Raw genomic sequence first — 17,842 nt, forward strand, 5'->3', positions numbered from 1 at the left:
ATGTTTCGCCTTGAACAAACACGCCCCTTGGAAGCAGACGTTCTCAAGCGTCTGGGTGCTAAGCCGCGTGTACATATATGTGTGTTGGCGCAGCTTCTAGGGATAGCGGGTTTGTTTTCAAACCCAGTTTTGGCCCAAACCATTGCATCCAGCGTAGCGGCGACACAGCTGCCTACAGGCGGCCAAGTGAGTGCGGGTCAGGGCAGCATCAGTCAATCTGGCAACACGCTCAACGTCAACCAAACCAGCCAACGCGCGGTGGTGGACTGGAACACATTTAATGTGGGTAAGGACGCCACGGTCAATTTCCTGCAGCCCAACGCCCAGGCGGCCACACTCAACCGTGTGAACGACACCCAGCCTAGCCAAATCTTGGGGCGCATCACCGCGCCGGGCACGGTGGTCTTGGTCAACCCAGAGGGTGTGTACTTTGGTAAAACATCCAATGTTGATGTGGGTGGTTTAGTAGCTACCACGCACGCTATTGGCAACCAAGACTTTATGAATGGGCAGCTCAAATTCGCCCGCAACGGCGCCACGGGCAAGGTTGAAAACGAGGGCGAGCTGCGTGCCGCGCTGGGCGGCTACATCGCCATGCTCGCGCCCGAAGTGCGTAACAGCGGTGTGATTGTGGCCAACCTAGGCACCGCCGCGCTGGCCGCTGGTGAAGCCTTTGAACTCAAATTTGATGGCAATGGGGCTTTGAGCCGCGTGGTTGTCACCGCCGCCGCCATCAACACCTTGGTGGAGAACAAAAACGCCATCAAGGCGCCGGGCGGCTTCATCATTCTCTCGGCCCAAGCCGCCAGCCGCTTGCAAAGCGGCGTCATCAACAACAGCGGCACGATCGAGGCCACGGGCTTGGTGCAACGCACAGGTCGCATCTTGCTGGAAGCCAGCAGCGCCATCCTCAACAGCGGGACGATCAAAGTCGACGCCACCAGCGGTGCTAACGGAGGGCAAGCGGGCAGCATCACGCTCAACGCACCTTATGTTCAAAGCTCGGGCACGCTATCAGCCACTAACTTAGCGGCAAATTCTTTCCCCTCCAACGGCAACGTGGTGGCAGAAATTGGCCGCATCCAAATCAATGCCGACACCTTCACTCAAACCGACACCGGTTTGCTCGATGTGTCGGCCATCGCGGCCCAAGCGGGCAATATTGACATCGTCGCCGCTCAGTCCATCGCCGTCAGTGGTCGCATCTTTGCCAACGGCGTCGTTACCGACCCCGCCCACATCGTGGCCAACGCCTTGGGGGGCAGCATTCAGCTACAAACCACCAGCCGTGTGGACATGACCACCGCCGTGCTTGACGCCTCCGGCGAAGGCGGGGCGGGGCGCATCCACATACAGGCCGATGGCGTACCCGGACCCACAAACGACCCTGCCAACAACCCAGCCCAAGCCCCCATCAAAGGCATAGTGGCCTTGGCCAACAACACCGTCCTGCGCGCCAACAGCAACCGCGCCCAAGCCGGTCGCGTGGAAATAGAGGGCGACGACATCAGCCTAGACTCCGGCACCCGCATCGAAGCTATCGGCTCATCAGCTGGCGGCACCGTGCTCGTGGGCGGCGACTGGCAAGGCAGCGGCGCTCTGCGCCAAGCCACCACCGTGACTATGAGCGCCGACAGCACCATCGACGCCAGCGCCACTGACAACGGGCAAGGCGGCAAAGTGGTGCTGTGGAGCGATGTGCACAACGCCAGCTCGGTCACCACCGTCAACGGCAGCATCTATGCCAAAGGCGGCGTCAACGCGGGCGATGGCGGGCAGATAGAGACTTCGGGCCATTCGCTGTCCATCTCTGGTTCTCAAATTAATGCGTATTCATCATCTGGCAAGTCGGGCTTATGGCTCATTGACCCAACAGATGTGACCGTCGATGTCGGTTCAGCCGCAAGCATCGTGTCTGGTCTCGGTACAGGTGATGTGGAAATCAGTGCAATCCGCGATATTGTGATTTCGGCCAACATCGCCACCAACACCAATAACAAGTTGCTGTTCACGGCCGGTGGTTCCATCAATATGACGGGGGGGTACAACATTTGGTTGAACACATCCAACAGCGCTACATACATAGCTTCAACTGGCACGGGCTCGCTCTACATGGGGGGCTCAGCAGTCACAACCATCAACTCGACCAACTGGAATAGCAGCTGCGTAACCACCTGCTACGCCCAAGCCTCGACCACCTTGCCATATGCGGGTGTCCGACTTGGCGTGTCGTCTGCAGTTGATATTCGCGTTGGCGGTGATGTGGTCGTGGCAGGGCGAAACACCCAAGCGACAGGCGGTTATGCCGGTAATGTTTTGTTTTCCGGTTCAATCGTCTGGGGCAACAACGTTAGCTTCTACGGCATCAGCAGTGCGGGGGTCGGCCAGCAACTGAGCTGGGGAAGTACTGCACAAATTGACCTGAAAGCAACCAACACACTCTTTATCGCTGGTGAATCTTCGTACTACACAACCAACGCCCCCATGGGTTATGGCACGTTTTTAAACGGCACCAAATTAACTGGATCGACGGTTGAAATTTGGGGGCGTAACAGCAATGCCAGCTGCACGTCTGCGAGTTGGTGCGCAGGCGTCAGCCTTGGCTGGATTGACCAACCGTCCCAGCTGACTAACATTTATGCTGATGTGCTCAAGTTGAAGTCCAACACCGTTGTTTTGGGAGCTTCAGCTGTGAATGTGGCCAAACTGAACTCGACTTTCGGGGTAGATTTTTCCTCTTACGACGCGAGTAGTAGTTTGAGCTTTCAAAACTCGACCAATACTTTTTCATCTGTTTTGCCAGTTGCTGGCAGCAACTATGGCGGCTCTCTCTTATTACCCAGTGGTGTAGGCACAAGCGCCGCCCCTTGGAGCGTGTACCGCTACAGCGGTAATTCATCGGTCAGTCTCAACACGGCCATCTACAGCACAGGGCCTATTGGCATAACTGCCAGCGACATCGCGCTCAATTCCAACCTTTATACGAGCAACACCAGCACGGGTGATGTCACCTTAACGGGCAACGTCAGCGGCTCGGGCAATATATCGTTGGCTTCTGGCCGTGGGTTGACGATGACCCAGTCAGGCACGTCGATTTACAGCGGCGTTATTTCCGGCACCAACGCCACGCTCACCAAATCGGGCACGGGTCGCTTGAGTTTGACCAACGTCAATACCTACACAGGCGGCACCACCCTCAATGCAGGCACCTTGGGTTACTACGTTGACGGTGCATTTGGCACTGGCTCCTACACGGGGGCTGGCGGCACGCTCATGCTGGGCCGTGGCATTAGCACCTTTGGATACAACATCAACCTCACAGGCAACATGACTGCCACGTTTGACACCGATGTGGACTATCTCATCGTTGCGGGCGGCGGCGGCGGCGCAGGCGGCATTGGCGGTGGTGGTGGTGCGGGTGAATTCATCACTGGCAGCACCTCGGTCACGGGCACCAGCTACACCGTCACGGTGGGTGCGGGTGGCGCTGGTGGCTACTGGAATAACGCTGGCTCTTCGGGTGGTTCAAGCTCAGCGTTTGGCATTTCTGCGGCAGGTGGTGGTACGGGTGGCACTTGGGCCGCTTCTGGTCAAGCTGGTGGTTCAGGCGGCGGCGCAGGTGGTGGTGCAGTGACCAGCGCCAGTGCTTCTGTCACCACCGGTGGTGGCTTTGGCTCTGCGGGTGGTGCTGGTGTCGCTGGCGGTGGTAGCGAGGCTGTGGCCGGTGGTGGTGGTGGCGCCGGCGGCGCGGGTAGCTCTGGAAATGCCAGTGCACAGTCGGGCGGCAATGGTGGCGCAGGTAAAGCCAGCGACATCACGGGTACCAGCGTGATGTATGCAGGCGGCGGCGGCGGCGGTATCAACGGCCAATTCGGTTGGTCAGCTGGCAGCCCCGGCACAGGTCAGGCGGGTGGCGGCAATGGCGGTCCTAGACAAGCTAGCTCAACTGAGCCCCGAAACAACGGTGGGGCTGGTGCAGCCAACTCTGGCTCAGGCGGTGGCGGAGGCAGTAACTCCGACTACGGCGGCGCGGGTGGCTCAGGTATTGTTATCGTCCGCTATTTGGGCGCTGCAGCCAGTACCAGTGGCACGGTGAGCTCTGGCACAGGTACGGCCACCGGCTACACACTGCAAAAGTTCACCACCACGGGCAACAACACATTCACGCTGAATGCACTTTCTGCCACCTTCAGTGGCACTATCAGCGGCTCAGGCTCATTCATATCCAACCCCACGGCGAACGGCAAGTTCAACCTCACAGGCACCAACACCTATGCTGGCAACACCACCATCAGCGGCGGCACGTTCCAAATTGGCGGTGCGGGCTCGTTGGGCTCGGGCAGCTATGCCGGCAATATTGCAAATGCAGGTAGCTTTTTGTATTCATCTTCTGCCAACCAGACCTTTTCTGGCAGTATCACGGGCGCAGGCGGTTTACAAAAAGATACCAGCACCTCATCCACTCTGACGCTATCAGGTACCAGCGCGTACACAGGGGCGACCAACGTTAACGCAGGTACCCTCAAAATCACAGGCTCTATTTATTGCGGTACATGCTTGGGCGGTTCGGGCGTTGCAAGTACAGCATCTGCGATTACCACCGTCAATACAAACGGCGCGTTGGAGCTGACCAACTGGGGTTGGGTAGGCAGCTTGGGTGACCGTTACTACGATGCAACCGCTTTGGTGATTAACGGTGGCACGTTGCGTTATTCAGGGCCAAACACCAGCGCAGCAAATAGTTCTGGCCGGGGTTTCACAGTCGGTGCGTCTGGCGCCACATTTGAATCTGCCACAGCTGGTACCACATGGTCTTTGTTGGATGGCACCTCATCCAATTCAAGTTACAAGTCCGTTTTCAACGGCAACGTGACATTTCAGGGCTTGGGTGATTTCAACGTAAGTCACATCATTTCCGGTGCAAACACCCTGACCAAGTCGGGTGCCGGCACGCTCACACTCAGTGGCCTGAACACATATACGGGCACTACAACCGTTAACGCTGGCACCTTGGCGTTGGCAAGTGCGGGCAAGATTTACTACAACGGTGGCTCCTCAATGGTCACCACCACGATTACCCTGAACTCGGGTGCGGTGCTTGACCTTAAAAGCTGGGACTGGGCCGGCAGCTTGGGTTATTTAAACTTCGATGCAACTAGCCTCGTCATCAACGGCGGCTCAGTGCGCCAGTCAGGCAGCACAGCCAATAGTGGCGCTGGCTTAAACATGAGCTCTCGCCAGTTCACGATTCAAGCAGGGGGCGCCACGTTTGACAGTGCTACCGCAGGCGTCACATGGACGATGGACCGTGACTCTCGCTCCAACTACCAAGTCGCCACCACTGGAAACGTCACCTTTACTGGAGCGGGCAACATCTTGTTCAACACTTGGTTGTCAGGTGCTTACAGCGTGACCAAAAACGGCACGGGCACCGTGACGATGAGTGGGAGCAACACCTACACAGGCGGCACCAACTTCAACGCAGGCACCTTAAACGTCAACAGCAGCACAGCCTTGGGCTCGTCTGGCACGCTCAGCTTTGGTGGCGGCACCTTGCAATACAGCGCCAATAACAACACCGACTACTCAGCACGAGCCAGCAACGCGGCCAGTCAAGCCTACAAGATAGACACCAACGGTCGAGATGTGACCTGGACCAGCACACTCACCAGCTTGGGCGGTACGCTCACCAAGCTTGGCACAGGCACATTGACGCTCACAGGCACCAACACCTTCACGGGCGACACCACCATCAGCGCAGGCACGTTGCAGCTGGGCAATGGCGGCAGCTCAGGCAGCTTGGCATCTATCAACATTGTTGACAACGGCACCTTGGCGTTTTACACAAGCGCCGACACCACGGGGGCTTACAACATCAGCGGCACGGGTGGGGTGCAAGTGACGGGTGTCACGCGTGGGTCGGCTTTGTACAGCAGCTTTTTAACCACCACCGCACAAACCATTGCCACCAACACCACGGTGGCTGAGGTGTTGTATCGACTATCCGGTGCTCGCGAAAATGGGCAAGCCGTGGCTAACGGAGTCGCCGCTCAGGCAGGGGTGTACGTCAAGAGATTTGACCCGCAGACCAACACGGCCAATTTGCAAGTGCAACTCTTTGACGGTTCTTACACCAAGATGGTGTACGTCAAATTAATTCAAAACGGTAACGACGTCCAAGCGCTGGCTGACACCTCAAACAACACCGGCACAGGGGCAGGTTATAAAACTGGCAATTACTTAGGTCAAGACATGACAGTAGGGGCCAGCAGTATGGGCCTTGCTACCTCGACGGGGCCGAGCACGGGTTATGGTGTTGACGTTCTTTACACCACGGCCAAAGTCAGTCTCACAGGCACCAACACCTTCAGCGGTGGCATCACCCTGAACAACACCACGACCTTGGTCACTCAATACACCCAAACCGCCTTGGGCACTTTGCAAGTGCCCAGCCTCAGCTCGGTGGGCAGCATCACAAACAACGGCTTGCTGATTCAAAACGCCAGCGCTGCCGAAACATACAGTGGCATCATGTCGGGCGCGGGCTATTTCATCAAGAACAGCGCCAACACGCTCACCCTGAATGGGACCAACTCCTTCACAGGCACGGCGGTGGTCAGCACGGGTACGTTGCAGTTGGGCAATGGTGGCACCACGGGCACCTTGAGCGCAGCCACCAACATTTACTTGCCTTCTTATTTGAGCGACTCCAACCTCACGGTCAGCCACAGCGACAACGTGTCGATGGTGGCTAACATTTCAGGCTTGGGCAGTTTGAGCCAATTGGGCACTGGCGGCCTCACACTCACAGGCGTGGCAGGTTACACGGGGCTTACCTCGTTATCAGCCACCGCGACGGCTAACAGCCTCACGTTTACCAACGATGTTCTGCCTAGCACTAGCGGGTTCACAGGCAAAGGCGTGCTGACCATTCAGCCTGCCACCACCAGTTTCACCACCGCCTACCTGCCTAATTACGCTTTTCCCACCACGTTGACAGGCTTGACCGTGGGCAAGTCGGGCAACACGGCTGACATCACCTTGCCGTATTCGCTCAGCATCGCAGGCCCCATCAGCCTTTACGGTGGCAACGTGTATGTGGGGGGCGATTTCACGTCCACAGCCGCATCGGGCAACAACCTGTTGGTGCAAGGCACAGGCGACGTGACGGTGGTGGGCAATGTGTCCACCACAGGTACATTCAGCGCCACTGCTGGCGCGGCCAAGAGCTTTGTGATGGGCATGAACTACACCACGGGCGTGGGCTCCACCATCACAGCCAATGGCGGTGTCACGCTCAATGCCGGCACCAGTTACTTGGGCGGTAACGTCACCACTGCGGGCACAGCCATCAGCGTGACAGGTGGTGTGCAAGTGGCCAGCCTAGACGCAGACCCTGTGGCCAACCCCGTTACCTTTAACTCAGGTGGTGGTGCCATGACCTTCACAGGTGGCACGGTGACTGGCTTTAGCGGCACCGTGGCTGACTATGCGTTGTTGAGTTTGAATAAGTTCAACGCGGCAATGGGCACTGGTGCCACGCTCAACAGTGCCGTGATTAGCGGTAACGGTTACGTGATTTACCAATACGGCGCAGCGGGTGCCGATACGTTTTATGTGCCTTACAGCGTTTCTTCTGTCGACTATCTGCTGGTTGGCGGCGGCGGCGGCGGCGGCGGCGGCTCTCAAAATAACTGGTCTGGTGGTAATGGCGGCGGCGGCGGTGTGTATCAATCGAGCTTGTCCGGGCTCACTGTGTCTCAAGCCCTCGATTTGACAGTCGGAGCGGCTGGCGCACAGGGCAATGGCATTTACTCTTACGGCGGCAGAGGTGGTGATACTGGCCTCAATAATGTTTGGGTCGGTGGCGGTGCTGGTGGTGGAGCCAGTGGAGATGCCAATGGTGGTTATGCTGGCCGAGTGGGCACAGGTAATAACAACGTTGCTGTTGCTGGGCGCAGCTACGTTGCGGGCGGCGGCGGCGGCGGCGGCGGCGGACTCTATGGGGCAGGAGGCGTCGGGGGAACAGGCACCGTTTCCAATGGTTCAACAGGTCAATACGGCTCATACACCTACACGGCAACTGGCGGTAAGGGCGGTAATGGCGGTGGTGGTGGCACATCGACTTTCACAGGGACATCCATTTTTTATGGCAATGGCAGCGGTGGTGAAACACCCGGCAGCTCTGGATGGAACGCGAATTACTCCAACTCAAATGCCGCTGAAAGGGGTTTAGTTGCCATACGCTTCAGTGTTGCAGGCGGAGCGCGAACGGCTGGCACTACACTCAAGTTGACATTAGGCACAGGCGCTTTGACGTTCAGCTCCAACGCCTCTGGCCTGAGCAACCTCAACGTCAACAGCACCAACGCCTACACCTTTGCCGGTAATGTCTCGGGTACGGGGAGCACATTCACCAACAGCGGCGCGGGTGCACTCACCATGACGGGCGTGGCCAGCTACACGGGCTTGACCAAGTCGTTGAGCACGGGCGTGACCTTTACCAACAACACACCCACCAGTACCAGCGGTTTTGACGTGATGGGGCCTGTGGTGGTGCAGCCGTCCACCAGTTTTAGCAGCACCTACAGCGTGAACCACACCTATGCCAACGTCACCAGCTTGACGCTGGGCAGTACAGGCAACACAGCGGGCAGCATCGCACTGGCGTCCAACATCGCCATCACTGGTCCTATCAATGTGTATGCAGGTTCGATTACCCAAAACGCAGGGGTGAGCGTCACCAGCGGTGGCAGCAACATCACCTACGCCGCAGCGGGTGTTAGCTACACCGCCAGTGATGACAAGGTGATTTCGATTGGTGCGACCACCGGTGCCCGCGCTGTCATTAACGCGGGTGGTGGCAACATCAGCTTAACTGGTGGTTGGGGCACGACGGGTGTGGCGGGCGGCAACGATGTTGCTGTTTCTCTTTACGGTTCAGATATCAAAACTTCAGGCGCGGGCACCATCAGCATCACTGGTGACGCAACCAACACTACAACAACGGCAACAGCTCGCGGTGTTGATTTAGGCAACGCCACACTGATTCAGACCGAAACAGGCGCACTCAGCATCACCGGAACGGGGGGCAAGGCAGCTAGCTGGTCGCGTGGTGTGGTGGTTGACACACAAGCGGCGAAAGTGCTGTCTAGCTCTGGTGCCATCCTCATCAAAGATTTGTCACCCGTAGGCCTGACGGGTACTTACGCTGGCTTCTATTTCAAACCCAGCGCCTCGGCCAATATATATTTGGGCTCAGACGGCAGCACGGCTCTGTCGGTCACGTCGACGACCGACAGTTCGTCGAGTATCACCATTCAGGCAGACAAGGCCGGTTTTGTCACTAACGGTACGTACAAAACCCTAGCTACCACAGCGGGGGCTGTAGTGTTGGAGTCGGTGGGTAATTTGTTTACAGCCGCGGTTGATGCAACAGCTTTCAGCGTTTCAGGTGGACCTTCCAGTGTGCGCGTGGGCAAAACCACCAATACGGGTGACATCACTTTGGGTGCAGCCATCACAGCAGCTGGCCCCATCAACGTGTACGGCGGCAATATCACCGTGAATGGTGGCTTGACTACAACCACCTCTGGCTCCGCCATTAGCCTGACAGGCACAGCAAAAATCACGCTGGGCGCATCCACCACGGTACAGACTTTGTTGGGTGACATCAACTTCAAGGCCAGCTCATCAGGCAGCACAGCGGGTGGCATTGTGTTGAATACGTCTAGCGCTTTGAAGTCGTTTGGCGGGAACATCACCTTGGGTGGTAGCTACAACGGTTCGCAAGGCAATGGCCTGTATTCGGCTACGGCCAATGCGCCTGGGGTGTTGATTAGCTCGGCCACCGTGAATGCAAGCGGCACGATGGTGGGTGGCAACATCAAAATTTACGGCAACAACACCGCCAGTGTTGACGATGGCGTGCGCATTGCCGGCGGCTCTATCACCACCATGGGCAGCGGCACCATCGGCATTTATGGTGATTCTTATGGCGGCGGCTCCAGCCCCTACTACAACGGTGTTACCTTTAGTTTAGGTGGTACCACTGTTCAAACTGGCAGTGGCGCCATTCAGGTGATTGGCACCTTGACCAATTCCAGTTCTACAAACGGGGCAGGTGTTGGTTTTTATAACGGCACTTCTACCACTGGGTCGATTCAAATTCTTTCGACGTCTGGCGATATTTTGGTCAGTGGCAACGAGTACGCCTCGCTCGCCAGCACCTATGGACTTAACCACTGGGGGCAGGGCGATGTCTATATTGGTTCGCCATCCAGTGCCGCATGGACCGCGAGTGGCAATCTCACGTTGAGGTTCTCTGACATTTGGCCATCTACCGTCAAGACCCTTAACCTGAAAACCACAGGTGGGGTGATGTTTGAACCCTACGGCACTAGTTTTTCCAGTGCCTTGTCATTTCCCAGTACGAATGTGGCTGTAGCTGCCGGAGCCTCCAGCTTAACCATTGGCAAACCTAGCAATACCGCAGACATCACCATTGCTGCTGCTACAAGTGTGGCAGGCCCCATCACGGTGTACGGCGGCAATATTACCGTCAACCAGTACGCCAACCTCACCAGTACTGCAGCGGGCAAAGGCATTTTGCTCAAGGCTTCTGGCAACATCACCTCCAATAGCGATGTGGCTTACACCACCAACGCAGGTGACATCACGTTCTGGAGCGACAGCGATGGTTCAGGCTCTGGCTACATTTATGTGTACGACCGAAACACACTAGACACCCGCACCAGCGCCAACCGCACCAGCAGCCTCATCAGCACAGCCAGTGGCGGCGGCGCCATTACCTTGGGTGGTGGCAGTGCCAGCACCACGCTGGCTTCGGGCACGGTGGTGCCTACGGGCTATGCGGTAGAAAACAGCGGCACTATTTTTGGTGGTGTGTCATTGGGTTACTTCAACACAGCCCACGACTCTGCCAACAAGTTTTATTCAGGCGGCGGCGATATCACTGTGCGTGGTAAGTCCACCTCTAGCAAGTCGAGTGAAAGCAATGGCATTGCCACGCTCGAAGGTTTGACGATGGATGCGGGCAGCAACGGCAACATCACGTTGGAGGGGTTAGGCGCACCAAGCAGCGCAACTTATTCGGGCGGCTTTTACTTGGGGATGTGGAGTGGCACAGGGACTGCCACGAGTTTGTTGAAAACAGCAAATGGCAACATTTCGATCACCGGCACAGGAATCAACGCCACAAATAACCGAGGCATTATTTTCTGTTGCAACGCCACCAAGCCTTTCACCGTCGAGGCGACGGGCACAGGCTCCATCACACTCACAGGCACGGGTTCAACCCAAGACTTTGTGCTTTACGGGGCGCACAACATCTTGGCAGCCAGCGGGGCGATCACCCTCACAGGGACGGGGGCTGGCCCGTTGAATACCGACACAGCAGTGACCACCATTGGCTACAAAGCCGCTACCGATGTAACCAGTTCAACCAGCAACATCATCATCACCAACGACAGTTTGAACCTGACTGCGGCTAAAGGCTTGCAAGTCAACACCAAAGGTACAGTGACGGTTCAGCCCTATGGCGATAGCTTTAGCTCGTCGGTGACGTGGCCCATCACAGATTTTGCGCTTTCATCGGATGTGACAGGCCTGACTGTGGGTAAAGCCACGGTGAGCACGGCACGTACAGATACGGTGACGATTGGCGGTGCAACCAGTATTTCGGGGTCCATCAATGTGTACGCGGGCTCCATCAACGTGAACGCCAACCTCAACACATCGGGCGGAGGTGCCAACGGCGATATCTTGCTCAAAGCAAGCGGTGGCATTACCCATGCCAGTGGCGCGACGGTTACCACCAACGGCGGTGATGTGACGTATTGGGCTGACAGCGACGGCACCGGTGGTGGCTATGTGTGGTTCAAAGGCGGCAGCATTGACACCTCGACAGCAGCCAACATTGTGGTGTCGGGCGGTAATGTTGCTGACATTGCCACGCTCACCAGTTCGGGCAATGCCTCAGGCATGACAACCACCATCGGTAACGGTGTGACGATGGATTCAGTGTCCATGTATTCACGCGGGGGCAACATCACCATTCGCGGCAAGAGTGCAGTGTCTTATACGACTTATGCCAGTACGGATGCCGCATCCACTGGAAATGCAAACGGTATTCGCGCACACGGTAGCGTCACCTTAGATGCGGGTGTGGGCAAGTTGAGCCTCTGGGGCTATGCCCAGTCATCCACAGGTTCGAGTAACGGCATCGAGTTGAGCTTGTTGGGTACATCCGTCTACAAGTCTGCTTCAACGGCCGCAGACGCCATCACATTCGACGGCACAGCTGCTAACTCATCCGCAGGCAATGCCTGGGGGGTGTACCTCTGGGGCACAACGAGCATTTTGGCGACCAATGGTGGTGGTATCTCCGTCACGGGTTCTGCAGCACTTCACTCGGCAGTCGCTGTCCCCTTGGGCGCGTCAATCCTCTCAACGAGCGGCCCCATCGTTTTGAAGGGCAAAGCTTACGGCTCTAGCTATTACGCCGTGGATGTGGCGGGTTATGTGGGGTTGAAGGCGGGTTCGGTCATCACCAGCTCGACATCCAACATCACACTGGTCGGCGACAAGTTTTCGCTCACGGGCAACGTGGCATCAACGGGTGTACTCACACTCAAGCCCTACACCGCCAACACCACCATTGGTATTGGTACGGGCTCTGGCACTTGGACGATGGACAACAGCTTGTTCAGCGGTAGCTCGGTGTTCAAAGATGGTTTCAGCAGTATCGTCATTGGTGCGTCTGACGCAGGCAACATCACCGTAGGCGGCACCAACAGCTTTGTAGACAGCGTGACCTTGCTGACCGGTGGCAACGTCACCCTCAACTCGGGTGCCACCATCACCGATAGTCAAACCAATGGCTACCTTGCCTTGGCCGCCACAGGCAACTTCATCAACAACGCGGGTTCATCTGCGCTGAGCGCTACAGGCACAGGTGGCCGTTGGTTGGTGTACAGCAATGCCCCGGGCACCGACACGTTTGGCAGCCTCAACAGCGCCAACGGCGCAGTGTGGAATGCCACCTACGCCACCATGGCGCCTAGCGCCGTCACAGCCACAGGCAACCGCTATTTGTTTACCGGCACACCGTCGGTGACGGTGGCTGCCAGCGCCACCAAGACTTATGGCACCACGCTCACCGCCAGCGATGTGCTGAGCCTCACCAGCAGCTCGGGCAGTTCGTCCGTTTACACGCAGCCCAGCTTGTCTGATGTGTTCAGTGTGAATCCCACCGTCACGTCGCTGGGCTTGGCGGGTACGGCTTCTGTGGCGGGTGGGCCTTATGCCATCACGGTTTCGCCCGGCACATCGACGGGCAGCTACACCATCACCTACGCAACGCCCGGCACCATCACGGTCACACCCAAAGCGTTGACGGTAAGCGGCACCACTGCGATTAATAAGACGTACGACGGCACAACCAGCGCGGTGCTGACAGGCGGTACTTTGGTGGGCGTGCAAAACAACGAGACCGTGACCTTGGTGCAAGCCGGTAGCTTTGCAAGCGCCAATGCGGGCACAAGCATTGCCATCACGGCAGCAGACAGCATCACGGGCGCCACAGTGGCCAACTACACCCTCACACAGCCCACAGGATTGAGTGCCAACATCACCAAGAAGATGTTGACCATCACCGCCAACAACGATGCGCGCTTTGCAGGCCAAACCGATACGGCTGGCTACTACGGCGTGAGCTACGTGGGTTTTGTCAGCGGCGAGAGCAGCGCCAACCTCAGCACCTTGCCCACCATTACACGTAGCAACAGCAGCGAGGGTACGGCTGGCAGCTACGCCAATGTGTTGGTGCCATCGGGTGCGGCCGCTACCAATTACGACTTCACTTATGTGAAGGGCAACTACACCATCGTCGGCGCCAACGAGTTGTTGGTGCGTTTGGGCACAGTGAGCAATGTGTACGCCACCACGCCCACCTACACCGTGACCGAGGCCAAGTACGTGTTTAACAGCGGCGTGGTCGACCTGCTCAACACGGGTGCAGGCAGCGCCAGTGTGAGCGGGGCAGGGCAGGTGACGGTCACTGACACCAGCGGCGCATCGGCCACGTTCAACGCCGTGGCTTTGAATGGCACCAACAGCACCTCTGGCTGGCTCAATGTGGGCACGTACCAGTGGGGTGCCAGCAATGTGGTCACGTCCAGCGGTGTGAACTTCAGCAACAGCATCCATGTGGTGGGCTCGCAAACGGTAACCACCAAGTTCTTTGCGCCCACGCCCACCATCAGCAAGGTATACGACGGCACCACCACCATTGCCGCGTTGTCGGGCACGCCCATTGGCGTAGTCACGGGTGACGTGGTGACCCTCAGCGGCGCAGGCGCGTATGCCAACAAAAACGCAGGTACCAACAAAACCTACACCCTGAGCAACTTGGCCTTGAACGGCACAGATGCGGGCAACTACGGCTTGAGCAGTGGCTCTAGCCTGACGGCCAACAACGGCACCATCACAGCCAAGGCCATCACAGTCACTGGCATTTCGGCCAACGACAAGGTGTATGACGGCACCAACACCGCCAGCGTGAGCGTTGCCAACGCCGTGTTCAACGGCATGGTGGCGGGCGATGCGCTCACCGTGGCTGCCACCGGCACCTTTGGCAGCGCCAATGTGGCCTACAGCGGCTCGGCCTTGGCCGCGCAAGTGGTGGCGTTCACCAGCACCTACGGTGGGGCGGACGTGAACAACTACACCTTTGCCGGCAGCCCCACCACCACGACTGCCAAAATCACCCCCAAATCTCTCACCCTCAGCGGCGTCGCCGCGAACGACAAAACCTATGACGGTGGTGTGGTGGCCACCATGAGCAGTTATGGCACCCTCAGCGGTGTGTTGGCCGCCGATGCCGCCAATGTGAGCTTGGTCACCACCAGCGCTTCAGCCAGCTTCGCAGATAAAAACGTGGCCTACAACGGCAATACGGTCACCACCAAAACAGTCACCTTGTTGGCCTCTAGCTTGGGCCTGTCAGGCACCAAGGCTGGCAACTACGACATCTCGGGCCGCTACACCACCGTGAGCAACCTCACGGTCACGGCCAAGATCAACCCCTTGGCCGTGACCGTCACAGGCATTGCCGCCAACGACAAGGTGTACGACGCCACCACAGCCGCAACGGTCAGCACCACCAACGCCAGCTTCACAGGCAAAGTCGCGGGCGACGACATCAACGTCGCGGCCACTGGCGTGTTCACCGACAAAAACGTGAGCTGGCTCAACGGCACGATCAACGGAACGACCGTGGTCAAAACCGTCAACCTCACCAGCAGCTACACCGGCGCTGACTTGGCGAACTACACCATCACAGGTCAGGCCACCACCAGCGCCAAGATCACCCCCAAGGCCTTGACCGTGTCGGGCTTTGTGGCTAACAACCGTGTGTACGACGGTGATGTGGTGGCGACAGTAAACGCAGCCAATGTGTATTTAGCGGGGCTCATCAGCGGTGATGTGGTGACGGCCACCGCTACGGGCACGTTTGCCGACAAGAACGTGGGCACAGGCAAAACCGTCACGCTCACCAGCAGCTACGCGGGCACGGACAAAGGCAACTACACCATCACCAACCAAGCCACCAGCACCGCCAACATCACACCTAAGGCCTTGACCATCAGCGGCATCACAGCGGCAGACAAAACCTATGACAACACCACCGCCGCCACTGTGTCGGTGAGCGGTGTGGTGAAAACTGGTTTGGTGGGTAGCGATGCTGTGAACGTAGCGGCCACCGGCGTGTTCAGCGACGAAAACGCCGCCTCGGGCAAAACCGTCACGCTCAGCAGCACGTACACCGGCACTGACGTGGGCAACTACACCATCACGGGCCAAGGCACAACCACAGCGCGCATCAACCCGCTGGATGTGCAGTTGCCAGCCGCCGCAAGCTTGACCAAGGTGTATGACGCCACCACCACGGTGACCACCGCCACCGCCTACGGCAGCTTGGCCGTCACCAGCGCCAACAACAGCAGCCCGTACACCACAGCTCTGACCGCTGACAGCAGTGGCCTCACCTTGGTGGGTCGCCCCGTATTCAGCAGTGCAGACGCTGGCAACGTGACCGTGGACCAAGGCAGTGTGCAGCTCACAGGCGCGCGTGCTGCCAACTACCGTTTGGTTTGGGTGCCTGCCAGCGCCACCATCACCCCCGCACCGTTGACGATGACAGCCAACAACGATGCACGTTTTTATTCGCTTAATGACGACCCCGCCTATGCCGGTGTGCGCTACAGCGGTTTTGTGGGCGGGCAAACTGCCAGCGTACTGACGGGCACTGCGGTGGTGACGCGTAATCGCACAGGCTTGTCAGGCACGGACGACTTGGATGCAGCCAGCGCGACTGCCTATGTGGGCAAATTGGTGCCATCCGGCGTGACATCCAACAACTACACCATCACGCCCGTCAACGGCAACTACACCATCGTGCCAGTGGGCGAACTGTTGGTGAAAGTTGCCAACACCAGCGCCACCTATGGCAGCACACCCACTTACACGCTGACGGCGGCGGGGTACATGGACAACGCGCTTCAAGTGAACGACCTGCTGGCAGCTGGCCAAGCGAGTGTGACTGGCACCTTGGTCACAGTGACCGATGGCGCAACCCCCACACCCGCCACCGTGGCGAGTTTTAACCTCGGTGCAGTGAGCCCATCGTTGAGCAGCTCGGGCACACTCAAGGTCGGCGCCTACAGCGTCGGCTCGACGTTGATCAGTCGCACCAGCAGCAACTTCAACAACACCATCAACGTGGTAGGGACCTATGAAGTGACGCCCAAGTCCGTCACCGCCAGCGCCACCAACGTGACCAAGGTGTACGACGGCAACACGGCCTTGGGTAGCTATACCCTGGCACCTGTTGGTTTGGTGAGTGGCACGGTCAACAGCGTGTTGGTGACAGATACCGTCACGCTTACAGGCGTGGGTACCTATGCCAATAAAAACGTAACAAACGCTACCGACAAAACCTATACCTTCACCAGCTTGGCGCTGGGCGGTGCTGATGCTGCCAACTATGTGTTGGTCGATGGCAGCAACGTCGCGACCACTACCTACACTGCCAGCAATGGGGAAATTACCCCACGTGCGCTGAGCGTGACTTACACAGGCGTGAACAAGGTGTACGACGGCAGCACCACCGCCACGGTCACCACCAGCGACAATCGTGTAGCGGGCGACACGCTGAGCATCATTCGCAGCGCTGACTTCAACAGCAAAGATGTTCTCACGGCCAACACAGTGACTGTGAGCGGCGTGAGCTTGACGGGTACAGACGCCATCAACTACGACGTGTCATCCGTGGGCAGCACCACGGCCAGCATCACACCCCGGGCTCTGACCATCAACTACACTGGCGTCAACAAGGTGTACGACGCCACTACCACCGCCAGTGTGACCACCACTGACAACCGCGTGATTGGCGACGACTTCGTCATCAACTGGGTTGCCAGCTATGCCGACAAAAACGTGGCGGGTGGGAAAACCATCAGCGTGAGCAGTGTGACTCTGAGCAACCCCACTGGCGCAAGCACGGTGGACGCAGGCAACTACACCGTGGTGTCTACGGGCACCACTACCGCCAACATCACCCCACGCCCCTTAAGCGTGAGCTACACCGGCGTGAGCCGCGTGTACGATGGCGGCGCGGTGGCCACTGTGACCACCACCGACGACCGCTTGAGCGTGAGTGGTACCCCCGATGACTTGACCATCATCCGCACCGCCAGCTTTGCCGACAAAAACGTAGGCCCAGCCAAAGCGGTAAGTGTGAGCGGTGTATCGTTGAGCG

General features: G+C 58.0%; 1 protein-coding gene (running past one end of the window). It reads left to right on the top strand.

Features of this window, described 5'->3' with window-relative positions; genetic code table 11:
* Window positions 1-17,842: the 5' portion of a YDG domain-containing protein gene (locus QMG27_RS06340; protein ID WP_281814472.1), read on the top strand. It continues 12,260 nt past the right edge of the window; 17,842 of the gene's 30,102 nt are visible here — the first part of the coding sequence; the start codon lies at window positions 1-3; the stop codon falls past the right edge of the window.

The sequence above is a fragment of the Limnohabitans sp. MORI2 genome (genome assembly GCF_027925025.1).
Classification (GTDB): domain Bacteria; phylum Pseudomonadota; class Gammaproteobacteria; order Burkholderiales; family Burkholderiaceae_C; genus Limnohabitans.